Origin of the sequence: Novosphingobium anseongense, assembly GCF_037482895.1 — a bacterium.
Taxonomy (GTDB): Bacteria; Pseudomonadota; Alphaproteobacteria; order Sphingomonadales; family Sphingomonadaceae; genus Novosphingobium; species Novosphingobium anseongense.
In genome coordinates, this window is sequence record NZ_JBBHJZ010000002.1 from 555,855 (window position 1) to 578,416 (window position 22,562).

The 22,562-nt window shown below is 67.0% G+C and carries 22 protein-coding genes and 1 tRNA gene; 6 read left to right on the forward strand and 17 right to left on the reverse strand.

Annotated features, from left to right (window positions below; translation table 11 throughout):
* Nucleotides 1-42 precede the first annotated feature (42 nt).
* Nucleotides 43-2,508 carry a ligase-associated DNA damage response DEXH box helicase gene (locus WG901_RS11420; protein WP_339587190.1) on the reverse strand — a complete coding sequence of 822 codons (2,466 nt, stop codon included), beginning with the start codon at nucleotides 2,506-2,508 and terminating at the stop codon, nucleotides 43-45.
* Between the two features lie 227 nt (nucleotides 2,509-2,735).
* Here WG901_RS11420 and WG901_RS11425 point away from each other — a divergent pair, with 227 nt between their 5' ends.
* A complete protein-coding gene (locus tag WG901_RS11425; protein ID WP_339587191.1) occupies nucleotides 2,736-3,692 on the forward strand; it encodes a BON domain-containing protein in 957 nt (318 codons plus the stop codon).
* A 192-nt stretch (nucleotides 3,693-3,884) separates the two neighbouring features.
* Here WG901_RS11425 and pgmG read toward each other — a convergent pair whose 3' ends face one another.
* From pgmG to WG901_RS11440, 3 genes are read right to left on the reverse strand one after another with little or no spacing between them, the layout of a single operon-like run.
* Complete coding sequence (pgmG, locus tag WG901_RS11430; protein ID WP_339587192.1) at nucleotides 3,885-5,288, reverse strand: phosphoglucomutase/phosphomannomutase PgmG; 1,404 nt, start codon at nucleotides 5,286-5,288, stop codon at nucleotides 3,885-3,887.
* A 15-nt stretch (nucleotides 5,289-5,303) separates the two neighbouring features.
* Nucleotides 5,304-5,579 (reverse strand): J domain-containing protein, encoded by a 276-nt coding sequence (locus WG901_RS11435; RefSeq protein WP_339587193.1) that lies wholly within the window; start codon nucleotides 5,577-5,579, stop codon nucleotides 5,304-5,306.
* 10 nt (nucleotides 5,580-5,589) lie between these two features.
* The gene (locus tag WG901_RS11440; RefSeq protein WP_339587194.1) at nucleotides 5,590-6,414 is read right to left on the reverse strand and encodes a division plane positioning ATPase MipZ; all 825 of its coding nucleotides are present in this window, start codon (nucleotides 6,412-6,414) and stop codon (nucleotides 5,590-5,592) included.
* 103 nt (nucleotides 6,415-6,517) lie between these two features.
* Here WG901_RS11440 and panC point away from each other — a divergent pair, with 103 nt between their 5' ends.
* The 3 genes from panC to WG901_RS11455 all read left to right on the forward strand — a co-directional run bounded on the left by panC (nucleotide 6,518) and on the right by WG901_RS11455 (nucleotide 8,622).
* Nucleotides 6,518-7,384, forward strand: a complete 867-nt coding sequence (panC, locus tag WG901_RS11445) for a pantoate--beta-alanine ligase (RefSeq protein WP_339587195.1) — start codon at nucleotides 6,518-6,520, stop codon at nucleotides 7,382-7,384.
* 196 nt (nucleotides 7,385-7,580) lie between these two features.
* Nucleotides 7,581-8,318: a CsgG/HfaB family protein gene (locus tag WG901_RS11450; RefSeq protein ID WP_417603053.1), complete on the forward strand. Its 738-nt coding sequence runs from the start codon at nucleotides 7,581-7,583 to the stop codon at nucleotides 8,316-8,318.
* Nucleotides 8,319-8,472: 154 nt separating this feature from the next.
* Nucleotides 8,473-8,622 (forward strand): hypothetical protein, encoded by a 150-nt coding sequence (locus tag WG901_RS11455; RefSeq protein ID WP_339587197.1) that lies wholly within the window; start codon nucleotides 8,473-8,475, stop codon nucleotides 8,620-8,622.
* Nucleotides 8,623-8,763: 141 nt separating this feature from the next.
* Here WG901_RS11455 and WG901_RS11460 read toward each other — a convergent pair whose 3' ends face one another.
* From WG901_RS11460 to WG901_RS11505, 10 genes are all read right to left on the reverse strand, one after another.
* Nucleotides 8,764-9,198 (reverse strand): EF-hand domain-containing protein, encoded by a 435-nt coding sequence (locus WG901_RS11460; protein ID WP_339587198.1) that lies wholly within the window; start codon nucleotides 9,196-9,198, stop codon nucleotides 8,764-8,766.
* 131 nt (nucleotides 9,199-9,329) lie between these two features.
* Nucleotides 9,330-9,743, reverse strand: a complete 414-nt coding sequence (locus tag WG901_RS11465; RefSeq protein ID WP_339587199.1) for a DUF3035 domain-containing protein — start codon at nucleotides 9,741-9,743, stop codon at nucleotides 9,330-9,332.
* A gap of 3 nt (nucleotides 9,744-9,746) precedes the next feature.
* Complete coding sequence (gene lspA / locus WG901_RS11470; protein ID WP_339587200.1) at nucleotides 9,747-10,280, reverse strand: signal peptidase II; 534 nt, start codon at nucleotides 10,278-10,280, stop codon at nucleotides 9,747-9,749.
* The gene (gene ileS / locus WG901_RS11475) at nucleotides 10,277-13,117 is read right to left on the reverse strand and encodes an isoleucine--tRNA ligase (RefSeq protein WP_339587201.1); all 2,841 of its coding nucleotides are present in this window, start codon (nucleotides 13,115-13,117) and stop codon (nucleotides 10,277-10,279) included. The genes lspA and ileS overlap by 4 nt, the downstream gene beginning before the upstream one ends.
* Nucleotides 13,118-13,195: 78 nt before the next feature.
* A complete protein-coding gene (locus WG901_RS11480) occupies nucleotides 13,196-14,131 on the reverse strand; it encodes a bifunctional riboflavin kinase/FAD synthetase (RefSeq protein ID WP_339587202.1) in 936 nt (311 codons plus the stop codon).
* 12 nt (nucleotides 14,132-14,143) lie between these two features.
* Nucleotides 14,144-14,629 carry a dihydrofolate reductase gene (locus WG901_RS11485; RefSeq protein WP_339587203.1) on the reverse strand — a complete coding sequence of 162 codons (486 nt, stop codon included), beginning with the start codon at nucleotides 14,627-14,629 and terminating at the stop codon, nucleotides 14,144-14,146.
* A gap of 4 nt (nucleotides 14,630-14,633) precedes the next feature.
* The gene (locus tag WG901_RS11490) at nucleotides 14,634-15,692 is read right to left on the reverse strand and encodes a 5-(carboxyamino)imidazole ribonucleotide synthase (RefSeq protein ID WP_339587204.1); all 1,059 of its coding nucleotides are present in this window, start codon (nucleotides 15,690-15,692) and stop codon (nucleotides 14,634-14,636) included.
* A 4-nt stretch (nucleotides 15,693-15,696) separates the two neighbouring features.
* Nucleotides 15,697-16,176, reverse strand: coding sequence for a 5-(carboxyamino)imidazole ribonucleotide mutase (gene purE / locus WG901_RS11495; RefSeq protein ID WP_339587205.1), 480 nt, complete (start codon nucleotides 16,174-16,176; stop codon nucleotides 15,697-15,699).
* A gap of 1 nt (nucleotide 16,177) precedes the next feature.
* The gene (gene gpmA / locus WG901_RS11500) at nucleotides 16,178-16,864 is read right to left on the reverse strand and encodes a 2,3-diphosphoglycerate-dependent phosphoglycerate mutase (RefSeq protein ID WP_339587206.1); all 687 of its coding nucleotides are present in this window, start codon (nucleotides 16,862-16,864) and stop codon (nucleotides 16,178-16,180) included.
* Between the two features lie 47 nt (nucleotides 16,865-16,911).
* Entirely contained in the window at nucleotides 16,912-17,055 is a 144-nt protein-coding gene (locus WG901_RS11505; RefSeq protein WP_339587207.1) for a hypothetical protein, read from the reverse strand.
* A 133-nt stretch (nucleotides 17,056-17,188) separates the two neighbouring features.
* Between WG901_RS11505 and WG901_RS11510 the strand changes: the two genes are divergently transcribed.
* Both WG901_RS11510 and WG901_RS11515 read left to right on the forward strand, forming a co-directional pair.
* A tRNA-Thr gene (locus WG901_RS11510) sits at nucleotides 17,189-17,263 on the forward strand.
* Between the two features lie 162 nt (nucleotides 17,264-17,425).
* Nucleotides 17,426-17,767, forward strand: coding sequence for a hypothetical protein (locus WG901_RS11515; RefSeq protein ID WP_339587208.1), 342 nt, complete (start codon nucleotides 17,426-17,428; stop codon nucleotides 17,765-17,767).
* A 124-nt stretch (nucleotides 17,768-17,891) separates the two neighbouring features.
* Here the strand turns inward: WG901_RS11515 and WG901_RS11520 are convergent, their stop codons facing one another.
* From WG901_RS11520 to WG901_RS11530, 3 genes are all read right to left on the reverse strand, one after another.
* The gene (locus tag WG901_RS11520) at nucleotides 17,892-19,208 is read right to left on the reverse strand and encodes an MFS family transporter (protein WP_339587209.1); all 1,317 of its coding nucleotides are present in this window, start codon (nucleotides 19,206-19,208) and stop codon (nucleotides 17,892-17,894) included.
* Between the two features lie 46 nt (nucleotides 19,209-19,254).
* A complete protein-coding gene (locus tag WG901_RS11525) occupies nucleotides 19,255-19,959 on the reverse strand; it encodes a glutamine amidotransferase (protein ID WP_339587210.1) in 705 nt (234 codons plus the stop codon).
* 74 nt (nucleotides 19,960-20,033) lie between these two features.
* Nucleotides 20,034-22,511: a TonB-dependent receptor gene (locus WG901_RS11530; RefSeq protein WP_339587211.1), complete on the reverse strand. Its 2,478-nt coding sequence runs from the start codon at nucleotides 22,509-22,511 to the stop codon at nucleotides 20,034-20,036.
* Between the last annotated feature and the right edge of the window lie 51 nt (nucleotides 22,512-22,562).

Sequence of the window (22,562 nt, forward strand, 5' to 3'; positions counted from 1 at the left end):
ACACGGAAGGGGCGGAGCGATCCGCCCCTTTTCGTTTGGGCGTCAGGCGTTGTCGTCAGCTTCCGACCGATCGACCCGCATCGCCGCCGAGGCCAGGCTCTCGGCCTCCTCGAGCAGCAGGTCGTCGGCCGAGCCCGCGGGCAGGCTCTCGCGGCCGATCATCGACAGCACGGGCACCGACAGCGGGCTGATCCGTTCGAGCTGGACGTGGTCGATCTGCCGCGCGGCGCGGTCGAGCACGTCGGCGACGCGCGCGACGTCGGTCATGCGCGCGCGGGCATCGGCCCAGGCGGCCTCGATCAGCAGGTGGTCGGGTTCGTACTTGCGCAGTACGTCGTAGATCAGGTCGGTCGAGAAGGTGACCTGCTTGCCGGTCTTCTTCTTGCCCGGATGCTGGCGCTCGACGAGGCCGGAGATCACCGCGACCTCGCGGAAGGCGCGGCGCAGCAGGTGCGACTGCTGGACCCAGTCGACGAATTCGTGCGTCAGGATATCGGGCGAGAGCAGCGCGGCCGGATCCTCGACCGGCTTGAGCCCCCAGACCGCGAGCGCATAGTCGGTGGCGTTGAAGCCCAGCGGCCCCAGCCCGCGATCCTCCATCCGCCGCGTGATCAGCATGCCGAGGGACTGGTTCGCGTTCCACCCCTCGAACGTATAATAGGTCGTATAGGCGAGCCCGCGGTGCGGGAAGCTTTCGATCAGCAGCCGCCCAGGCACCGGCAGGTGCGAGCGCCAGGCCTGGACCTCGAGCCATTCGCGGACGTCGTCGGGCAGGCGGCCCCACTGGCTGCGATCGGCAATGAGATCGCGCACCTTGTCGGCCAGATGCGTGGTCAGCGCGAGGCGCAATCCGGTATAGCTCGGGATCTGCGCCGAGCTCTTCGAAGCGCGGACGATCAGGTCGAGATCGCGGAACTGCTCGACTTCCAGGTCCGTGCCCGCGAAACGAAAGGTGTCGCCGGGCGAGAGCTGTGCGGCGAAGTTCTCCTCCACTTTTCCCAAAGCGCGGCCATTGCGGAAACGCACTTCGATCATCTCGTTGTCGACGATGATCCCGGCGTTGAGCCGATGTCGCGCGGCCTGCTCGGGATGCGTCAGCCGCCAGAACCCGTCGCGGCCTTTGACGATGCGCTTGAAGCGATCGTAGGCGCGCAGCGCATAGCCACCGGTCGCGACGAAATCGAGCACGCGGCTCAGCCCGGCCGCATCGAGCCAGGCATAGGGCAGCGACGAGCGGATTTCGGCGAGCAAGTCCTCCTCGCGGAACGGCCCGGCACAGGCGCAGCCCATGACGTGCTGGGCGAGGACGTCGAGCCCGCCGGGGCGGAAGTCCTCACCGTCACGCTGGCCCGCGGCGACGGCATCGGCGGCGGCCATGGCTTCGAGGAACTCGAAACGGTTGCCGGGCACCAGCAGTGCCTTGCTCGACAGGTCGAGCCGGTGGTTGGCGCGGCCGATCCGCTGGAGCAGGCGCGACGAGCCCTTGGGCGCGCCCATCTGGACGACGAGGTCGATGTCGCCCCAGTCGACGCCGAGATCCAGGCTGGCCGTGCAGACCAGCGCGCGCAGCTCGCCGCGCGCCATTGCGCCTTCGACCTTGCGTCGGGCCTCCTTGGCCAGCGAGCCGTGGTGGATGCCGATCGGCAAGTGCGCCTCGTTGACGTCCCACAGGAGCTGGAAGATGTATTCGGCGAGGAAGCGCGTGTTGGTGAAGATCAGAGTGGTCTTGTGCCGCTGGATCTCCTCGTAGAGCTGCGGCACGGCCCAGGCGGCGGCGTGGCCCGACCAGGGCACGCCGGTCTCCTCACCCGGCAGCAGGATCGATACGTCGGGATCGGCCCCCGGCTCGCCCTCGACCATGGCGACACTATCGATGTCGCCCCAGGGCGCGAGCCAGGCGCGATAGGCGTCGGGATCGGCGACGGTGGCCGACAGCGCCGCGCGCTGAAGATCGGGCGCGAGCGCCTGGAGCCGCGTCAGGCACAGCGCCAGCAGATCGCCGCGCTTGCCCGTGGCGAAGGCGTGGACCTCGTCGATCACCACGCGCTTGAGCGAGCCGAACAGTTCGGCCGCCTCGGGATAGGACAGCAACAGCGACAGCGATTCGGGCGTGGTCAGAAGGACGTGCGGCGGCCTGACGCGCTGGCGCGCCTTGCGATCGGACGGCGTGTCGCCGCTGCGCGTCTCGATGCGGATCGCCAGCCCGATCTCCTCGACGGGAGTCATCAGGTTGCGCTGGACGTCGTGCCCCAGCGCCTTGAGCGGCGAGACGTAGAGCGTGTGCAGCCCGTCCGGCACCTTCTTTCCGGCGAGACGCGAGGGTGCGAAATCGGCAAGCGTCGGCAGGAATCCGGCGAGCGTCTTGCCTGCCCCGGTATCGGCCACCAGCAGTGCGTGCTGCCCGGCATCGGCCGCGGCGAGCATTTCGCTCTGATGCTGTCGCACGCGCCAGCCTCGGCCGGCGAACCAGGCCTCGATTTCGGGCGGCAGGGCGGAGACGTCGTGCACGAGGCAAGAGATGGGCGTGGCCCGCCTCGCTGTCGATAGGTCTTTAATACGGCAAGCTTTCTTTCCGGAAATCAAACACTTTGCTGCACCTGCAGCAATGCGATGAAGCGCGGGACGGTTGCGATGGGCATGCGGAACACGCGCGGCCCAGCCGACGTTCCTTTCCTGGAAGCACGCGCGCCGGGCTCGCTTGGCAGCGCTCCTTTCAACCTAGAGAGGAACCCCCGATGACCGACTACCGAGACCGCTATCGCAGCCACGACGACGACCGCAGCGAGGATCCTGGCCAGCGCTGGCGCCGCAACGAGGAACGCTATCGCCGCGAGGCCAGTGGCGCATCCAGCGGCAGCCCGAACGAGAATCGCTTCGATGACGACCGCTACGAAGCCAATCGTCGCAGCCGCGATTTCGGCTATGGCCGGACCTTCCGCGACGACGAGGCCGGTGGCCGTGGTGGGCTGGGGCGCAATGATTGGCGCGATCAGCGGACCTACAATCAACGCGGTTTCGACGAAGCTCGCGACGACAAGCCGGTCCATCACTGGCACGAACAGGATCGCGAATTGCGTTCGGGCCAGCCCTATCAGGGCACCTATGGCGGCACGGGCGATTCGAGCTACTTCACCGGCCAGCAAGGGTCCTGGGGCGTCGGCGGGCCGCAGAACTCGCACAACTACTACGGCGGCACCGGCTATGGCGGGAGCGGTGGTTATGGTGCCGACTATCGCCAGCATGGCTACGGCAGCCGCGACGACGGCCGGCGCGGCTTCTGGGATCGCGCAAGCGACGAGGTCGCTTCGTGGTTCGGCGACGAGGATGCCGCGCGCCGCCGCGATGAGGACCATCGCGGCCATGGTCCCAAGGACTATACGCGTTCCGACGAGCGCATCCGCGAGGATGCCAACGATCGCCTGACCGAGGACTGGCGCGTCGACGCCAGCAACGTGACCGTGACGGTCGAAAAGGGCGAGATCACGCTCAATGGCACCGTCGCGAGCCGCGAGGCGAAGCGCCGCGCCGAGGACGTCGTCGACAACGTCTCGGGCGTGAAGCACGTGCAGAACAACCTGCGCGTGGCACAGGTCACGCCTGGCACCGGCTGGAGCAACGATGCGGGCCTCGCGACCGAGGGCAAGGCGCTGGGCCAGGTCGGAACCGGCGCTAAGGATCGCGACAAGATCTGATCGGCGTTGGAACGAGGAAGGCGCCTCCCTTGCGGGGGGCGCCTTTCGCTTTATCCTCCCCAGAATGGGGAGGGGGACCGCCAGCGCAGCTGGGGGTGGAGGGGGCTCTCGGCTAAAGCGGTGCTCGCCGGATAGCCCCTTCCGTCACGCGCTTCGCGCGCGCCACCTCCCCGTTCCGGGGAGGATCAGACCTCAATGCCCGGCCTGTTCGCCCCGCTCGAGCCCCGACTGCGCGAGCTGCGCGTCGATTTCGGCCAGCAGGCGGTCGAGCCCGGCCTGATCGCTGCTCTCGGCACGCGCGACGAGCACGTCCTGCGTGTTCGAGGCGCGCAGCAGCCACCAGCCATCGGCGGTCGAGACGCGGACGCCGTCGGTCGCATCGACATCGGCACCCGAGGCCTTGAGGCGTTCCCTCACCTCTTCGACCACGGCGAACTTGCGGCTTTCGTCGACCTGGAAGCGGAGCTCGGGCGTGTTGACCAGCGCGGGCATGGCGCCGCGCAGCTCGGTGACCGACTTGCCGAGCCGCGCCGAGGCGGCGATCAGCCGGATCGCGGCGTAGAGCGCATCGTCGTAGCCGTAATACTGGTGGGCGAAGAACACGTGGCCGCTCATCTCTCCGGCGAGCGGAGCCTGTGTTTCCTTCATCTTGGACTTGATCAGGCTGTGCCCGGTCTTCCACATCAACGGCTTGCCGCCGAGTTCCTCGACGCGCTCGAACAAGGCGCGGCTGGCCTTTACATCGGCGATGATCGTGGCCCCAGGCAGGTCGCGCAGCACGTCCTCGGCATAGATCATCAGCAACTGGTCGCCCCAGATCACCCGGCCCTCGCCGTCGATCGCGCCGATGCGGTCGCCGTCACCATCGAATGCCAGTCCGAAATCGAGCTTCTTCTCGGCGACGATCGCCTTGAGGTCGGCGAGATTCTTTTCCTCGGTAGGATCGGGATGATGGTTGGGAAAACGTCCGTCGACCTCGGTGAACAGCAGGTGGTGCTCGCCCGGAAGCAAGGCTGTGAGCTTTTCGAGGCTGGGCCCGGTGGCGCCGTTGCCGGCGTCCCAGGCGATCCGCAGGGTCGAGAGCCAGTCGCGGTCGACGCCTGCGAGCCCTTCGAGCAGCCGGTCGATATATTCGTCGAGGATCTCGCGCCGTTCGCTCGTGCCGTTCCCGTGCAGCCAGTCGCCCGTTTCCGCGAGGCGACCGAGTTCGAGGATGTCGTCGCCGAAGAACGGCCGACCCTGAAACACCAACTTGAAGCCGTTGTAGTTTGCGGGGTTGTGGCTGCCGGTTATCTGAATGCCGCCATCGACATCATCCGCTGAGGCGGCCGCGTAATAAAGCATCGGCGTCGGCCCCATGCCGACGCGCAAGACATCGACGCCGCTGCCGGTCAGGCCTTCGACCAGAGCATCCTCGAGGATCGGCGAGCTGACGCGGCCGTCATAGCCGACCGCGACCTTCTTGCCGCCCGCCCGGCGCAGCAGGGTCGCAAAGCCGCGGCCGATGGCGCGCGCGTCTTCGACGTCGAGCGTTTCGCCGATGATGCCGCGGATGTCGTATTCCCGAAGAACCGTCGGGTGGAATTTGTGCGTCATTGCTGCTCCTAGTCCTTAGCGGACCGGCAGCTCGGCAAGCAGCAGGTCGCGCGCAGAATTGGCCTCATGCATCAGCTCGCTCGTCCCGCCCTTGTCCGGATGGACCTGGGTGACGAGCCGCCGGTGCGCTTCGATGATCTGTTCTCGGCTGGCGCCCTCGCCTACCCCGAGCAGGACGCGAGCTTGTTTGGCCCCGGAACGCGTGGGAACACGGCGTGGTTCCCAAGGCCAGCGCCCTGCGACCAAGCGAAAAGCCAGCACGCCGAGCGCGATGAGGACGAGGAATTTCATGGCCTGGGGCTCACGCCGGCTCGGCGAGCGCCAGTTCCTTCTGGCGTTGCGCGGGGGTCGGCAGGTTGAGCCCGGCGATCAGCTGGCGAAGCTCTTGGCGGGCGACGAGATGGCTGGTGCCGAGCTCGCCGAGATGGCCCTTGTCGAGCAGGGTCAGCCCCGAGGGGAACAGCTCGCGGTAGATCACGCGCTCGGACAGGCCGCCCGTGACGCGGAAGCCGACGCGCTTCGACAGCTCGGTCAGCGCCTGTTCGATGCGGCGCATGTTGCGCGCTTCGGTGAAGCCCGTGCGGTTGCGCACGACAACCCAGTCCATCTCGCGGCGCTGGTCCTTGATCGTGGCCATCGCGCGCTTCTTGCGCGCTTCCCAGATCAGCTCGGCATAGAACGACAGGCGGCGGACCTTGAAGGTCTCGGCATCGACCTGGCCGATCAGGTCGAAGTCGACGAAGCTGTCGTTGAGCGGGGTCACCAGCGTGTCGGCGGTCGTCGCGACGTGGCGCGCGAAGGGATCGTCGCGGCCGGGCGTGTCGAACAGCAGGAAGTCCATGCCTTCGCCGACTTCGCTGGCCAGGGCTTCGAGCGCTTCCACGCCGGCTCCGGTTTCGGCGCCGTTGAACACGTCGAAGCGCGGGGTCGGTAGGTCGATGTCGCGGCGGCGGACCGTCTCGGCGCGGTTCTCGAGATAGCGATGCAGCGTGCGCTGGCGCGGATCGAGATCGATCGCGGCGACCTTGGCACCCTGGTAGGCGAGCGCGACGGCGACGTGCACGGCGGTGGTCGACTTGCCGGTGCCACCCTTCTCATTGGCGAAGACGATGCGATGAGGAGCCACGGTATTCTTTCTAAAACTGTTGCCTGCGAAACGGTTATGGCCATCTGCCCAACACGCTGGCAGAGCGAGCCGTTCCACGACTCTTATCGGAGGGGCAGGGCCCATGCAAACCGTCGACCAGCTTGATCCACTGCGCCGTGCCGTAGAGGGACTGCGCGCCGATGGGCCGGTGGCGCTGGTGCCGACGATGGGGGCGCTGCACGAAGGTCATCTGACTCTCGTGCGTGAAGCGAAGGCGCGGGCGGCGCACGTCGTCGCCTCGATCTTCGTCAATCCGCGCCAGTTCGGTGTCGGCGAGGATCTCGACGCCTATCCGCGGCCGCGCGAGCGCGATCTCGAACTGCTTGGCCGCGAGGGCGTGTCGCTGGTCTGGGCGCCAACGGTAGAGGCGATGTACCCGGCCGGCTATGCCACCAACGTCTCTGTCTCGGGCGTCAGCGAGGAGCTCTGCGGCGCGGCGCGGCCCGGCCATTTCGATGGCGTCGCGACGGTGGTCTGCAAGCTGTTCAACCAGGTGCGCCCCGACCTCGCCTTCTTCGGCGAGAAGGACTGGCAGCAGCTCGCGGTGATCCGCCGCATGGCGCGCGATCTCGATCTGATCGCGCCCTATGCCGATGCGATCCACGGCGTCGCGACGGTGCGTGAGGCCGACGGCTTGGCGATGAGCTCGCGCAACGGCTACCTCACGTCCCAGGAGCGCGCCCAGGCCGCAGCGCTGCCGCGGGCGATGCGCGCGGCGATCGCGGCGCTCGAAGCGGGCGCGGATCCAGCGCCCACCCTGGCGGTGATCGAGGCCGAACTGCTCGGCGGCGGCTTCGCCGCGATCGACTATGTCGCACTGCGCGATCCCGAGAGCCTGGCACTCCGCACGACCTTGGCACAGGGCGATGCGCGTCTGTTCGTCGCCGCCCGCATCGGTCGCGCGCGGCTCATCGACAACATGCCGGTCGGTCGCGCGACGGCGGCGTAGATCGGTCGCAGGGTACTGATATTTCCACATTTGCGCGGCGCCCAAAGCGGGCTATGACCGGCGAAACGGGCGCTCAGCATCTATCGGTATTCGGGGTAAGGGCTTTGGCCCGAAATGGGCCACTGTGCCCATGCAAGGAGTTGAATTGATGAAGAAATTCGTCTGTGGGGTGGCTGCGCTTGCTCTTGCCCTCGGCATGGGTTCGGTCGCTGGGGCCAAGGACACCAAGGGTTCGTCGGCGCGCCAGCAGCAGAGCCGCGAAACCCAGGAGATCCCGCGCTGCAGCCGCCGTCTCGGCGCGCTCGCGATCGTCGAGCCCGACAACCAGTGGTGGCGCGAATTCAACCTCGGCAGCCCCGAGCAGATCCTGCGCGTCTTCGTCCAGCAGTCGGGCTGCTTCACGCTCGTCAATCGCGGCCGTTCGATGCAGAGCCGCGCGATGGAGCGTGCGCTCGCCGATGACGGCGAACTGCAGAAGGGCTCGAACCTCGGCCGCGGCCAGGTCCGTGCGGCCGACTATTTTCTCGAGCCGAACATCGTCTCGGCCAACCGCAATTCGGGCGGCGGCGGTGCCGGCGCCGTGCTCGGTTCGATCGGCGGTGGCCTGTTCGGTCGCGGCTTCGGCGCGATCGCCGGCGGAATCTCGGTCAAGAAGGGCGAGGCCAACGTGACGCTCTCGATCGTCAACGCCCGTACCACCGAGGAAGAGGCGCTGACCGAGGGTTATGCCCGCAAGTCCGACGTCAGCTTCGGCGGCGGCGGTGGCGGCGGCTCGTTCTGGGGTACCTTCGCCGGTGCCGGCGGCGGCGGCTATCAGGATACCGCGATCGGCCAGATCATCGTGCTCGCCTACCTCGACGCCTACACCAAGCTGGTCACCCAGCTCGGCGGCCTGCCCGAGAATGCTTCGGCCGCGGCGCCGCGCGCGAACTGACACAATTCAGAGCTTTGCGAAGGGCGGGTCCGCTGGGCCCGCCCTTTTCTTTTGCGGACCGGGAACCTCGGGCCAGCGCCAGGTATTATCGCGGCGCGGGATTGACGATAGCTTAGCCGGATTGCGGGAGGGGCATCCGATGAGGGAGGCTCCGATGTCCAATTACAGCATGCACAGCGGCCTGTCGGATCGATGGGCAAAGCCACGCCAGAGCCTGGATCCGAGCATGCGCCGCAAGGTGCACGGACCGATCCGGCCGATGGAAGAACCAAGCCTGCTCGAGCGCCTGTTCCGCTGGAGCTGAATGTAGCGGAGGTTTGGGCGCCCGGCATCGGAACATGGCATCCGGCAGGCGCCCAGTTAACAGAACGTCACCGCCAGCCCTGGTTTAAGCCCGATGTCCTGGAGATCGCGCGTTTATAGTGATCGATCCGAATCGGATGAATCACTGCCCCGGCGGCGGTCCGCCCCAGCCACCGCCGCCGTTGCGCATGCGCGCGGCCCGCGCGGCATCGCGTTCGGCCCTGGTCAATTGGCCATCCTTGTTCGCGTCCTGCATGTCGAAGCGACGCAGTTGCGCGGAGACGAACTCGTCCTTGGTGATCTTGCCGTCCTCGTTGGCATCGGCGCGGCGCAGACCGCCGCCGCCCCCTCGATCGCCATTGGGGCCGCGCTGGCCTTGCGAAGCGGCTTCGAGCTCGTCGGTCGAGATCGCGCCGTCGTGGTTCGCGTCGGCCACGGCGAAGCGCTCGCCGGCCTTGGCTTCCTCGTCGGCGCGCGCGACGGTGGCGTCGCCCCAGGGATCTTGAAACGCCTGGGCTTGGGCCACGCCGGCGAGACCCACGGCCAGCGCTGCCGCGGCCATCGTCACATGTTTCATGTCATCGTCTTCCCAAGGCGGAAGAGCCCGCCTGCGCATGCGAATGGCGCAGGTGCGGCGGACGCGCAATTTGGGAAATGGTCGCGAATTGTCGCGGGAAGGCAGGCGGCCGGTTGCGACCGGCCCGCCGCTCAGCTCGCGCCGAGGCCGGCCTGAGCCTCGCGGCCGTCGCCCTGCGGCGCGGCGAGGATGTCGCGCGTGACTTCGCCCTTGGCGACGGTGTTGGTCTGATTGTCGCCCACGTTCGAACGGATGCCCGGCGCGGCACTGCCGGCGCGGCCGATCGTGTTCTTCTCGATGTCGCTGCGCGCGGCCGGGCCGCCGAACAGCGCGTCGAGCGTCTGCTGACGGGTGCCACCGTCGACCGGGCGCGGCGCACCCTGCTGCGGCGGGGTCAGCGCGAAATCGGGCGGGACCACCAGCGGCGACTGGCGCTGGACGGCGAATTCGTCGGGCCGGTCGCGGTTGAGCAGCCCGCCGCCGCCACAGCCGGCGAGCAGCGCCGAAGCGGTCGCGACACAAATAAGGGCGGTGGTCTTGCGCATGTCTTAGCTCTCCGGAGCGGCCTGCTCGGTCTCGGGCTTCGGCTTCTCGCGCGAAAACAGGGACCGGGCAAGGATAATCAGGACGCCGATGGTGATGGCGGCGTCGGCGATGTTGAAGATCAGGAAGGGGCGGAATCCGTCGATGTGAAAGTCCGCATAGTCGATCACGTAACCACGCGTGAAGCGGTCGCGGATGTTACCGATGGCACCGCCGAGTACGAAGGCAAGTCCCAGCAGTTCGGGCCAGGCCTTCTCGCGCATCATCCAAACGAGGACCACGAGCGAGATCAGGCTGGTCAGCGCCACAAGCAAATAGCGCATCTCGACCGATTGCGCGGTCAGCATGCCGAGCGAGACGCCGTAGTTCTCGGTCCAGGTCAGGTTGAAGAACGGCAGGACATAGATCTGGCCGACGTCGGGAAGGGCGAATTCGCCGAGCATCAGCATCTTGACCCACTGGTCGACGCCGAAGACCAGCGCCGCGACGATCAGCGCGATCGCGCGCCGTTTTGTCACATTCGGTAGCGGCGCGCTCATGCCGCGGCGTCCGGTCCTTCGACCACGTCGTCGCAGCGATCGCAGAGATCGCCGTCTTCCTTGACTTCGGGAAGCAAGCGCCAGCAGCGGCCGCACTTGTGGTTGTCGGAGCGGGTGACGGTCACGCCTTCGCCCTGCGCGCGCGTGACTTTCGCGGTGATGAACAGTTCGGCGAGATCGGCTTCGGGCGCGCTCTCGGGCACCGTGACGTTCGCTTCCAGTCCCGAACCGAGCACCTTCTCGCGGCGCAGCGGCTCGATCGCCTCGAGCACCTGGGCGCGCAGCGCGCGCAGCTCTTCCCACTTTCCGGCCAGACCTTCGTCGGTGAACACCGGCAGTTCGGGCCATTCTAGCACGTGGACACTGCCCTGGTCGGGATAACGCGCCTGCCAGACTTCCTCGGCGGTGAAGACCAGCACCGGCGCAGCATAGCGGACCAGCGCGTGGAACAGCAGGTCGAGCACAGTGCGGTAGGCGCGGCGCTTGGGATCGGTCGCCGCGTCGCAGTAGAGGCTGTCCTTGCGGATATCGAAGAAGAAGGCCGAAAGGTCCTCGTTGCAGAACTCGCTGAGCCTGCGGACATAGGTGTTGAAATCGAACTCGGCGACCGCGACGCGCAGGTCGCCGTCGAGCTGCCACAGCCGGTGCAGCGCATAGCGCTCGAGCTCGGGCATCTCGTCGACGGCCAGGCGTTCGCTCTCGTCGAAGCTGTCGAGTGCGCCCAGCAGGTAGCGGAAGGTGTTGCGCAGCTTGCGGTACTGGTCGGCGACGCCCTTGAGAATCTCGTCACCGATGCGGTGGTCCTCGGTATAGTCGACCGACAGCGCCCAGAGGCGGATGATGTCGGCGCCGTTGGTCTCCATGACCTTGATCGGATCGATGGTGTTGCCCAGCGACTTGGACATCTTCATGCCCTTCTGGTCCATCGTGAAGCCGTGGGTCAGCACCGCCTTGTACGGCGCATGGCCGCGCGTCGCGCAGGACTCGAGCAGCGAGGACTGGAACCAGCCGCGATGCTGGTCCGAGCCTTCGAGATAGAGGTCGGCCGGCGGGCCCGTATAGCCTTCGGGGCGCTGCAGGTCTGGCCAGCGGCCGCTCTCGAGCACGAAGGCGTGGGTCGAACCCGAATCGAACCAGACGTCGAGAATGTCGGCAACGCGCTCGTAGTCCTCGGCCTTATAGTCTGCGCCGAGGTATTCCTGCGCGCGCGCGTCGGACCAGGCGTCGACGCCGCCAGCTAGCACGCCGGCGATGATCCGCGCGTTGACCGCGGGGTCGGCCAGATAGACGCCGGTCTTGCGATCGACGAACAAGGTGATCGGCACGCCCCAGGCGCGCTGGCGGCTCAGCACCCAGTCGGGCCGGCCCTCGACCATGGCGCCGATGCGGTTGCGGCCCTTCTCGGGCACGAAGCGCGTGTCGGCGATCGCGTCCTTGGCGACCTGGCGAAGCGTCGGCGGCATGACCTCGTCAAGCAGGGCATAGCGCTCGTCGCTGCGGACCAGGGCATCGGATTCGCGGTCCATCGGCACGAACCACTGCGGCGTGCAGCGGTAGATGACCTTGGCCTTCGAGCGCCACGAATGCGGGTACGAATGCTTGTAGTCGGCCGAGGCGGACAGCAGCCCGCCGGATTCGCGCAGGTCCGAGCAGATCGGGCCGTCGGGCGCGTTGAACTTGGGATTGATCACCGAACCCTGGCCGCCGAGCCAGAGCCATTCGGGCTTGTACTTGCCGTCGCCCTCGACTGCGAAGACCGGATCGATGCCGTGCTTCTTGCAGAGCAGGAAGTCGTCCTCGCCGTGGTCGGGCGCCATGTGGACGAGGCCCGTGCCGCTCTCGGTCGTGACGAAGTCGCTGCCGTTGAGGAAGGGTCGGGGCTTGGCGAAGAAACCGCCGAGAGCATGCATCGGATGGCGCGCGGTGGCGCCTTCGAGCAGCGGGCCCTTGACGTACATCTCCATCTTGAAGCCTTCGGCGCCGATGCGCTTGAGGAAGGCGTCGACCAGCGGCTCGGAGACGATGTAGCGATCGTCGCGGCCGGGAACGGAGATCAGCAGGTAGTCGATCGGCGCGCCATAGGCGATGCCCTGGTTGGCCGGGATCGTCCAGGGCGTGGTCGTCCAGATCACGGCCTTGGCGCCGACCAGTTCGGTGCATTCGGGCGCGTCGATCACTTCGAAGGCGACGTCGATCTGGGTCGAGGTGATGTCCTCGTATTCGACCTCGGCCTCGGCCAGCGCGGTCTTCTCGACCGGCGACCACATGACCGGCTTGGCGCCGCGATAGAGCTGGCCGGTCTCGGCGAACTTCAGCAGCTCGGTGACAATCGTCGCCTCGGCCTGGAAGTCCATCGTCAGGTAGGGATTGTCCCAGTCCCCGTTGATGCCCAGGCGCTTGAGCTGCTCGCGCTGCTTGTCGACCCACTGCTGCGCATAGGCGCGGCATTCGGCACGGAACTCGACGGGATCGACCTGATCCTTGTCGAGCTTCTTCTTGCGGTACTGTTCCTCGACCTTCCACTCGATCGGCAGGCCGTGGCAGTCCCAGCCGGGCACGTAGGGCGCATCCTTGCCGAGCAGGCTCTGCGTACGCACGACCATGTCCTTGAGAATATGGTTGAGCGCATGGCCGATGTGCATGTCGCCGTTGGCATAGGGCGGGCCGTCGTGGAGGATGAACTTCTCGCGGCCGCGGCGCGCGTCGCGCAGCTGGCCGTAGAGGTCCTGCTCCTGCCAGCGCGCAAGAATGCCCGGCTCCTTTTGCGGAAGCCCGGCCTTCATAGGGAAATCGGTCTTCGGAAGGAAGACGGTCGATCTGTAGTCGCGCTCGCTCATGACCGGCCGCCGTTAAAGGAAAGTGGTTAAGGAGGGAAGTCCGCGCTGCACGTATGAACGGCTCTTTGCCGTTAAGAATCAGAGTGCGAGAGGAGCCAGCCTGGTGCGCGCCTCGTCGCAGTCGCGTGCGATCTGCGCGGTGAGCTCTTCGAGGCTGTCGAACTTGGCTTCCGGCCGCAGGAAGGAATGGAACGCAACTTCGATTTCCTGGTCGTAGAGATCGCCGGAAAAGTCGAAGAAATAGGGCTCGAGCAGTTCCTTGGGCGGGTCGAAGCTGGGCCTTATGCCGAGGTTCGCCGCGCCACCGACGCGGCGCCCGTCGGGCAGCAGGCCGGTAACCGCATAGATGCCGTATCGCGGGCGCAGATAGTCGCCGACGTCGACATTGGCCGTGGGAAAGCCGATCGTGCGGCCGAGCTTGTCGCCGTGCTGGACCGTGCCGCGAATCGCGAAAGGCCGCGTTAGCAGCCGTGCCGCCTCGTCGCAGTCGCCGGCCTGGAGCGCAGCGCGGATACGGCTCGACGAAATCGGGCCCTGTGCGTCGTGGACCGCGCCGACCGTGCGCGCGGTGACGCCGACCGTGGCGCCCAGCGTGCGCAGCAGGTCGGTGTTGCCGCCGCGGCGCTGGCCGAAGGTGAAGTCCTCGCCGGTGACGACGCCCGCGGCGCCGATGTGGCGCGCGATCACGTCCTCGATCCAGCGCTCGGCGGGCATTTCGGCCAGGCTTGCGTCGAAGAAGAACACGAGCACGGCATCGACTCCGGCCGCCTCGAACAGCTCCATCCGCTGGTCGAGCCGGGTCAGCCGGAACGGCGGTGTCTCGGGCCGGAAATAGCGCATTGGGTGCGGCGAGAAGGTCGCGACGATCGCCGGCCGGCCCTCGCGCCGCGCCCAGTCGATCGCCGTGCCAATGACGGCCTGGTGGCCCTGATGGAAGCCGTCGAAATTGCCCAGCGCGAGAATGGCGCCGCGCAGGTTTTCGGGCATGGGGTCGCGGTGATCGAGGAGAATCATGTCTGGCGAGGGCTATAGATCGCGCGTCAGCGTCACGAAAGCGAATGCGGGGCGCTCGCCCTCGGCGGCGTGTTCTTCGCGGAACGCTTCGTGCCAGGACGCATCGAGTGGTGGCATGACGGTGTCGCCCGCGACCTCGGCGTGGATCTCGGTCAGCTCGATGCGGTTGGCGCGGTCGAGGAACAGCGCATTGATCTCTGCGCCGCCGATCACCGCGACCTCGCCCTCACCGGCGGTGGCCAGCGCTTCATCGACCGAATGGACGACTTCGGCACCCTCGGCCTGCCAGGCGGTGTCGCGCGTCAGCACGATGTGGCGGCGGCCCGGGAGCGGCTTGGGGAAGCTCTCGAAGGTCTTGCGGCCCATGATCATGGGTTTGCCGATGGTCATTGCCTTGAAGCGCTTGAGATCGGCCGGCAGGTGCCAGGGCAGGGTGCCGTCCTTGCCGATCGTGCCGTTGGCGGCGCGGGCGTAGATCAGGAACAGCGTCTGGGTCACGGCGTCAGCACAAGGTCAGGCGCGTGACATGGCCCATCTTGCGGCCCGGCCGCGCCGCGGCCTTGCCGTAGAGGTGCAGGTGGTTGGCCGGGTCCGAAAGGATCTTGGGCCAGTCCTCGGCCGCGTCGCCGATGACGTTGCGCATCTCGACGCGCTGCGCAGCAAGCGCGGTGTCGCCGAGCGGCAGGCCGCAGATCGCACGGACGTGGTTCTCGAACTGGCTGGTGACCGCGCCCTCGATCGTCCAGTGCCCCGAATTGTGTACGCGCGGCGCCATCTCGTTGAACACGGGACCATCGGCGGTCGCGAAGAATTCGAGCGTGAGCACGCCGACGTAGTCGAGCGCATCCGCGACCTGGCGTGCCAGCGCGCGCGCATGTGCGAGCTGGTCCTGGATCAGCGCCGAGGCGGGCACGGTCGACAGCGCGAGGATGCCGCCCTTGTGGACGTTCTCGGCGCTGTCCCAGTAGCGGATGTCGCCATCGGCGCCGCGGCAGAGAATCACGGAGAATTCGGCTTCGAACGTGACGAAGCCTTCGTAGATCAGCGGCACGTCCGGAAGATCGAGGCCGTGCGCGTCCGCGGGCGTCATGATCCGCCACTGGCCCTTGCCATCATAACCGTCGCGGCGCGTCTTGAGGATGCCGGGCGTGCCGATCGTCGCGAGCGCCGCGGCGAGATCCTCGGTCGAATCGACGGTGGCGTAAGGCGCGGGCTTGCCGCCCAGCGTCTCGACGAAGCGCTTCTCGTTGAGCCGGTCCTGCGCGGTCTCGAGCGCGCGCGGGTGCGCGAGCAGCGGCACCGTGCCCAGCGCGGCGAGCGGCGGCACGGGTACGTTCTCGAATTCGTAGGTCACCACCGCGCAGTCGGCGGCGAAGCGGGCCATGGCCTCGGCATCGTCCCATTCGGCGCGGGTGAAGCCGCCGCAGACCTCGGCCGCGATCGAATCGGGTTCGGGCGCATAGACGTGGCTGCGATAGCCGAGCTGGGCCGCGGCCATGGCCAGCATCCGGCCGAGCTGGCCGCCACCGAGGATGCCGATGGTCTCGCCCGGCGGGATCATCGGATCAGGACGGCCGCTCGGCGACCGCTTGGGTCTGCGCCGCGCGATAGGCCTTGAGGCGTTCGGCGAGCGCCGGATCGTTGCCCGCGAGGATCGCCGCGGCGAGCAGTCCGGCATTGGTCGCGCCGGCCTCGCCGATCGCCAGGGTGCCGACGGGGATGCCCGCGGGCATCTGCACGATCGACAGCAGGCTGTCCTGGCCCGACAGCGCCTTCGACTGCACGGGCACGCCGAGCACGGGAATGTGCGTCATCGACGCGACCATGCCCGGCAGGTGCGCGGCGCCGCCGGCGCCGGCGATGATGACCTTGAAGCCTGCGGTCTCGGCGCCTTTGGCGAAGTCGACCAGGCGGTCGGGCGTGCGGTGCGCCGAGACGATCCGGACGTCGGTGTCGACGCCGAGCTTCTCGAGCGCTTCGGCCGCGCGGCTCATCGTCGCCCAGTCGGACTGGCTGCCCATGACGATAGCGACGAGAGCGCCCATGCTACTTCTCCGAGAGGTAGTAGCGCTCGATCGCGCCCAGGTTGTCGTCGAGCTCATAGACGATCGGCTGGCCGGTCGGGATCTCGAGGCCGGTTATCTCTTCATCGGAGATGTTCGACAGGTGCTTGACCAGCGCGCGCAACGAATTGCCGTGCGCCGAGATGACTACGGTCTCGCCCTTGCGCAGCTCGGGAACGATCGCGCTCTCGTAATAGGGCAGGACGCGGGCGATCGTGTCCTTGAGGCTCTCGGTCGAGGGGATTGCGATGCCGGCGTAGCGATTGTCCTTGGCCAGATCGAACTCCGAGCCGGCGTCGAGCACCGGCGGGGGAATGTCGAAGCTGCGGCGCCAGACCTTGACCTGATCCTCGCCGTGCTTGGCTGCGGTCTCGGCCTTGTCGAGCCCGGTTAGGCCGCCGTAGTGACGCTCGTTGAGGCGCCAGTCCTTGGTTTCGGGGATCCACAGCCGGCCTGCGGCCTCGAGCGCCAGGTGCAGTGTCTTGATCGCGCGCGTCTGGAACGAGGTGAAGGCGACGGTGGGCAGAACGCCCTTGGCGGCGAGCAGCTTGCCCGCGGCAAAGGCTTCTTCCTCGCCCTTGGGCGTCAGGTCGACGTCCCACCAGCCGGTGAAGCGGTTTTCCAGGTTCCACTGGCTCTGGCCGTGGCGCACGAGAATCAGACGAGGCAAGGTCTATCGCTCCCTGTTTCGGAAGGTCTGCTTGGAAGTTGGCGGCCCTAGCTTTTCGGCGGGGCTTTGGGAAGAGCGGCTTTGTCTTCGCCCTCGAGCGCGCGCGCCTGTACCTTGCGGCGCTTGAGGTTCTCGCGCAGCTTGGCCGCCAGACGGTCTTCGCGCGAGAGCGTTTCGGGCTTCTTCACCATGACGCCGCCTTGCCGTGTGCCGCGTGAAAGCTCAAGCCGGCGCAATCCGCATGCGAGCGCTTGACATTGCTCCGGCTCGCGGCCAAAGCGCGCCCCTGCCCGGCGCCCCAGGTGCCGCGCACTCGAATGGTTGGCTGCTGTAGCTCAGTGGTAGAGCGCATCCTTGGTAAGGCTGAGGTCGGGAGTTCAATCCTCCCCAGCAGCACCATTCGTCCCTTCGCCGGCATCGGGCTTTGCCGTCACGGCTAAGATGAACTTCTCGTAATTATACTTATCCTGCGTCGCCCTGCCGCGGCCGATCTGCTATGTCCGTTCCAGGTGAGCGGGGGGCCGATCGCCTGACTGTGCGAATTTCGCCACGGAGGCGGGGATGAAGGGTTTTGTGCTGCGTCGATTGCAGCCGCATGCGGGTGTCATCAAGCAAAGGTATGCCGAGGGCGAATCCTTCGCCGATCTGGCCGAGCATTTCGATTGCGGCTGGGGAACGATCCGTCGTTTCCTGATCAGCCATGAGGTGCCGCTTCGTCAGGAGCCGCGCAAGCGCAAGCTCGATTCGGTCGGCGCCGACGTGCTCAAGGCCTTTCGCAGCGGTACCGACATCGGCCTGATCGCCGCGCGCTACGAGGTGCAGTCGCAGACCGTGCGCAGCTATCTCGTCGATCGTGGCGCGCTCGATGCGGCCAATGCCGATCTGGATCTCGACGCGGCGTAGCTTCTCGATTCGGCTCTGCTGAATCGGCACGGGACCGGCCCACGCCCCCACCCGACCTCCCATAGGGTACTATCGTTGGGAGGCCGGGTGGGGGCGTGGGCCGGCGCCGTATCCACGGAGTGGATCAAACGTCGTTCAACGTTCCATGGCGGCGCGAATCGCGCATGGTCACGGCGGTGATCAGCGCCAGCGCACTCATGCCCGCGGCGTACCAGTAGAACAGGCTCTCGCTGCCCGCGGCCTTGAAGGCCAGCGCGACATATTCGGCCGAGCCGCCGAACACGGCATTGGCCACGGCGTAGGAAAAACCCACGCCCAGCGCACGCACTTCGATCGGGAACAGCTCGGCTTTGAACAGGCCGGAGATCGATGTGTAGAAGCTCTGGATCAGCATCGCCGCCATGATCAGCAGGAAAGCGCTGGTCGTATCGCGCACCTGCCCGATCGCGGTGAGCAGCGGCACGGTCGCGGCGGTGCCGAGCAGTCCCCAGACGATCAGCATGTTGCGCCGCCCGATCTTGTCCGAGAGCAGGCCGAACAGCGGTTGGACGAGCATGAAGCAGAGCAGCGCCAGGGTCATCACCGCGGTCGCGTCCTTGGTCGTGAGGCCCGCGGTGTTGACGAGGTACTTCTGCATGTAGGTGGTGAAGGTGTAGAAGCCGAGCGAGCCGCCCGCGGTCAGCGCGATCACGGTCACCAGTGCGCGCGGGTGGCGCATCAGGCCCTTCATCGTGCCCGCTTCGGCCGAGACGGCGGCGCCTTTCGAGGTCTCGTGCAGACCGCGGCGCAGGTATAGCGCCGACAGCGCCAGAACCGCGCCGATGACGAAAGGCACGCGCCAGGCCCAGGCGTGGATCGCCGCCTCGCTGACCACAAGCTGGAGTACGAAGACCACCAGCACGGCGGTGAGCTGGCCGCCGATCAGCGTCACGTACTGGAACGACGAATAGAACCCGCGCCGCCCGGCGATCGCGACCTCGCTCATGTAGGTGGCGCTGGTGCCGTATTCGCCGCCCAGCGAGAAACCCTGGAGCAGCCGGGCCGCCAGCAGCAGCGCCGGCGCCGCCGCGCCGATCTCGGCATAGGTCGGCAGGACGGCGATGATCAGCGAGCCGCCGCACATCAGCAGCACCGAGAGCAGCATCGCCGATCGGCGGCCCTTGCGATCGGCATAGCGTCCGAAGAACCAGCCGCCGACGGGCCGTGCGAGAAAGCCGATCGCATAGATCCCGGCGCTGTTGAGCAGTTGCGCGGTGCGATCGGCCTGGGGAAAGAAGCTCGCGGCGAAATAAAGCGCGGTGAAGGCGTAGGCGTAGAAGTCGTACCACTCGACGAGATTGCCGGTGGAGCCAGCGACGATCGCCTTGACCCGCTGGCGCGGCGTCAGCGTCAGGGTTTCGTCGGCGGGGGTGGTCGAAAGGTCGGCGCTGATCGTGCTCATGCCGCCACGGTAGCGCAAAAGCGGGATGGGGGAATGCGCCGTATGCCTAATCGAAGCCTTCGAGCCACTCGGCGATCATGCGCTGGCCTGCGGCGACGGCACCGGGCCCCAGCGCGTCGTGATCGGCGCGCAGCCGCGCTTCGGTCGTGCCGGCGCGGTCGATCGCTTCCTGGCCGCCTTCGATCCAGGCCTCGAAGCGCGGGTCGAGCCCCATCTCGGCGTGGAACTGCAGTGCCAGGATGTGGTTGCCGCGGCGGAACGCCTGGTGCGGGTAGAGCGGGCTCGAGGCCAGCAGCTCGACGTTTTCGGGCAGGGTGAAGGTGTCGCCGTGCCAGTGCAGCACGGGCACCTCGGCGACGTGGCGCAGCGGGCCGTCGAGCGCGGGGCCGTGCAGGCTGACCGGGTGGAAGCCAACTTCGCAGTCCGGGCCGGCATAGACCTCGGCGCCGAGCGCCGCGGCGATCATCTGCGAGCCGAAGCAGACGCCCAAGGTCGGGCGGTTCGCCTCGAGCCGGCGCGCGAGGCGGCCGAGCTGGCAGGTGATCCAGGGATACTTGTCCTGCTCGTAGACGCCCATCGGGCCGCCCATCATGATCAGCAGGTCGGGCTCGGCCAGGTCGACCGAGGAAAAGCGTGCGTCGGACACGTCGATGCGGTCGACGTCGTAACCCGCGGCCTCGATCGGCACGCGGTAGCCGGCGACCCCTTCGTAGGGAACGTGCCGGATGATCAGGGCAGTCTTCTGCGTCATCGATATCCTCTCGTGAGGGCCGGCTCGGGTTGACCCGTCGCCGGCCGCTCATCAAGCGAAAATAGACTTGGGCCTTAGAACGAGAACTTCAGCGTGCCACCCCAGGTGCGCTGGTCGCCCGGCTGGCCGGCGATCAGGCCGACGTTGCCGGGAGCGACCTGGAGCAGTTCGAGGTAGTTGACGTCGAAGGCGTTGCGGACCCAGCCGAACACGTCGAAGCCGTCGCCGCGGAAGCCGGCGCGGAAGTTCGTCAGGGCATAGCCTTCCACCTTGGTGTAGCGCGAGGGCGATGCGTTCGAGTTCCAGTCCGAACGGTAGTTGCCGTCGACGCCAAGGTAGATCTGGCCTTCCTTGTCGAGCAGGTTGACGGGGATGTTGTACTCCGCGCCATAGGAGAACGCGTACTTCGAGACACCCGGCAGGCCCTGGCCCGAGATGTCGCAGGCACGCGGGCTCAGCGCACCGGGGACGCCAGGCTGCGAATAGTCCGGCGTGGCGCCGGCCGCCTGGCTGGTGCCGCCCGAAAGCTCGGGCGGGCAGGGCGCATTGGTGAACTTCTTGTACTTGGCATCGGTGTAGGCCGCATTGGCATAGGCGGTGAAGCGGTCGCTCGTGCGGATCTTGAGGTCGGCTTCGATACCCTGCGAACGCACCTTCTCCGCATTGGCGAGGTAACCGCGCACCGTGCCGAACTGGCCACCGTTCACCGTCGCCTGGAAGTCCTTGATGTCGGTCAGGAAGGCCGAGAGGTTGAAAGTCGCCTTGCGATCCCAGAACTGGGTCTTGAGGCCGATCTCGAAGTGGTTGACCGATTCGGGCTTCACGGTGCTGGCCGAAAGGTCGGGCACGTTCGCCGTGGTGAGCGGCAGGCCGTTCTGGTTGATGCCGACCGTCTTGAAGCTCTTGGCGTAGGTCGCATAGACCAGCACGTCGGGCGCGACCTTGTAGTTGACGTTCAGATCGTAGCTGAAGTTCCAGTCGCTGACCGAAGGCGAGGTCGACTGCGGCTGGTAGACGCCGCACTGCGCGGCCAGGACGGTGCCCGCGGCGGGTGCCGGGCTGCAGCTGATGACCTGGCCCGCGCCGTTGGTCACGACGCGCTGATAGAAGCCTTCCTTCTTGTCGTAGTTGACGCGCACGCCGGGCTGGATCGTCAGTTCGGGGGTCAGCTTGTAGCTGACCTGGCCGTAGAGTGCGACGCTCTCGCTCTTGAGGAACTGCGTGTTGGTGGCGGTCAGGCCGTTGAGGATCGAGGCGTCGGCCGCCTGGGCGCCGGTCAGGCTCCAGCGGCTGGCGTCGGCGCCCTGCTGCTCGGTGCCCTGGGTGTCGATCCGCTGCTTGAAGCCGAACAGGCCGACGACGAAGTCGACCTTGTCGCTCGTGTAGTTGTAGCGGAATTCCTGGCTGTACTGGTTCTGCTGCGAGGGATTCTGCGACTTGGCGACGATCGACAGGCCGGTGAAGTCACGATCGTTCTCGGGCTTCCAGTCCCAGAAGCGCCAGGCGCTGATCGAGGTTAGGGTACCGGCACCCAGGTCCCACTTCACCTTGAGCGAAGCGCCGCCGATCTTGTTGCCGGCGTTGAGATTGCTGTCGAGATCGGTCAGGCGATCATAGGGGTTGCGGCTGGGCACGGCGTAGTTGCGGCCCGGATTGGCCGCGTTGATCGACGCGACGAGCGCATCGTACTGGCGGTTGAGCGCGCGCTGGGTCAGGCCGGTGCGCACGAACACCGTGCCGACGCCTTCGGGGTCCTGCTGGCTGTAGTCGCCCGACAGCGTGATCGAGAGATCCTCGCTGGGCTTGAACAGCAGCTGGCCACGCAGGCCCAGGTTGTCCTGCTCGTTGATGTAGCGCTGCGTGCGCGTGTTGTAATAGACGCCACGGCGGCTGGTCGTGGCGACGGCGATGCGCGCGGCGACGGTTTCCGACAGCGGGCCCGAGATTGCGGCCTTGCCCTGCTTGTAGTTGAGGTTGCCGGCGGTCAGCTCGGCGCGGCCCTCGAAGTCGAAGGTCGGCTGGTTGGTCGTGATGTTGATCGCGCCGGCCGTGGTGTTCTTGCCGTAGAGCGTGCCCTGCGGGCCGCGCAGCACTTCGACTTGGTCGACGTCGAGGAAGTCGAAGGTCGCTGCGGCGACGCGCGAATTGTAGACGTCGTCGACATAGATGCCGACGCCCTGCTCGAAGCCGTCGCTGGTCAGACCGAACGGCACGCCGAGGCCGCGGATGTTGACCGAGGTGTTACGCGGGTTCGAGGTGTAGACCTGAAGGGTCGGCGCCAGCTGCTGCAGCTTGACGACGTTGAAATTGCCGGTGGCTTCGATCGAGTCCCCCCGGATCACCGAAATCGCCAGCGGCACTTCCTGCGCGGTTTCCTGGCGGCGGCGGGCGGTGACGATGATCACGTCGCCGCGGCTGGGGCTGTCGGCATCGACCTGATCGGCACCGGTGTCGACGCCGGTGGCGGCATCGGCGGCCGTATCGGCGAAAGCGGGAGACGCGAAGAGCGCCAGGCCGGCGGCACTCGCCAGCAGCAGATTGCGTGAAGTCATCGTTTTTTCCTCCTGGTAGAGATCCCGACGCCTCCAGTTGCCCGGTCGGTC

Excerpts from the sequence above, each read along its gene's own strand:
- WG901_RS11425 (WP_339587191.1), top strand. The coding sequence starts at position 2,736 with ATGACCGACTACCGAGACCGCTATCGCAGCCACGACGACGACCGCAGC.
- pgmG (WP_339587192.1), bottom strand. The coding sequence starts at position 5,288 with ATGACGCACAAATTCCACCCGACGGTTCTTCGGGAATACGACATCCGC.
- WG901_RS11435 (WP_339587193.1), bottom strand. The coding sequence starts at position 5,579 with ATGAAATTCCTCGTCCTCATCGCGCTCGGCGTGCTGGCTTTTCGCTTG.
- panC (WP_339587195.1), top strand. The coding sequence starts at position 6,518 with ATGCAAACCGTCGACCAGCTTGATCCACTGCGCCGTGCCGTAGAGGGA.
- WG901_RS11450 (WP_417603053.1), top strand. The coding sequence starts at position 7,581 with ATGGGTTCGGTCGCTGGGGCCAAGGACACCAAGGGTTCGTCGGCGCGC.
- WG901_RS11455 (WP_339587197.1), top strand. The coding sequence starts at position 8,473 with ATGTCCAATTACAGCATGCACAGCGGCCTGTCGGATCGATGGGCAAAG.
- WG901_RS11460 (WP_339587198.1), bottom strand. The coding sequence starts at position 9,198 with ATGAAACATGTGACGATGGCCGCGGCAGCGCTGGCCGTGGGTCTCGCC.
- WG901_RS11465 (WP_339587199.1), bottom strand. The coding sequence starts at position 9,743 with ATGCGCAAGACCACCGCCCTTATTTGTGTCGCGACCGCTTCGGCGCTG.
- lspA (WP_339587200.1), bottom strand. The coding sequence starts at position 10,280 with ATGAGCGCGCCGCTACCGAATGTGACAAAACGGCGCGCGATCGCGCTG.
- ileS (WP_339587201.1), bottom strand. The coding sequence starts at position 13,117 with ATGAGCGAGCGCGACTACAGATCGACCGTCTTCCTTCCGAAGACCGAT.
- WG901_RS11480 (WP_339587202.1), bottom strand. The coding sequence starts at position 14,131 with ATGATTCTCCTCGATCACCGCGACCCCATGCCCGAAAACCTGCGCGGC.
- WG901_RS11490 (WP_339587204.1), bottom strand. The coding sequence starts at position 15,692 with ATGATCCCGCCGGGCGAGACCATCGGCATCCTCGGTGGCGGCCAGCTC.
- purE (WP_339587205.1), bottom strand. The coding sequence starts at position 16,176 with ATGGGCGCTCTCGTCGCTATCGTCATGGGCAGCCAGTCCGACTGGGCG.
- WG901_RS11505 (WP_339587207.1), bottom strand. The coding sequence starts at position 17,055 with ATGGTGAAGAAGCCCGAAACGCTCTCGCGCGAAGACCGTCTGGCGGCC.
- WG901_RS11515 (WP_339587208.1), top strand. The coding sequence starts at position 17,426 with ATGAAGGGTTTTGTGCTGCGTCGATTGCAGCCGCATGCGGGTGTCATC.
- WG901_RS11520 (WP_339587209.1), bottom strand. The coding sequence starts at position 19,208 with ATGAGCACGATCAGCGCCGACCTTTCGACCACCCCCGCCGACGAAACC.
- WG901_RS11525 (WP_339587210.1), bottom strand. The coding sequence starts at position 19,959 with ATGACGCAGAAGACTGCCCTGATCATCCGGCACGTTCCCTACGAAGGG.
- WG901_RS11530 (WP_339587211.1), bottom strand. The coding sequence starts at position 22,511 with ATGACTTCACGCAATCTGCTGCTGGCGAGTGCCGCCGGCCTGGCGCTC.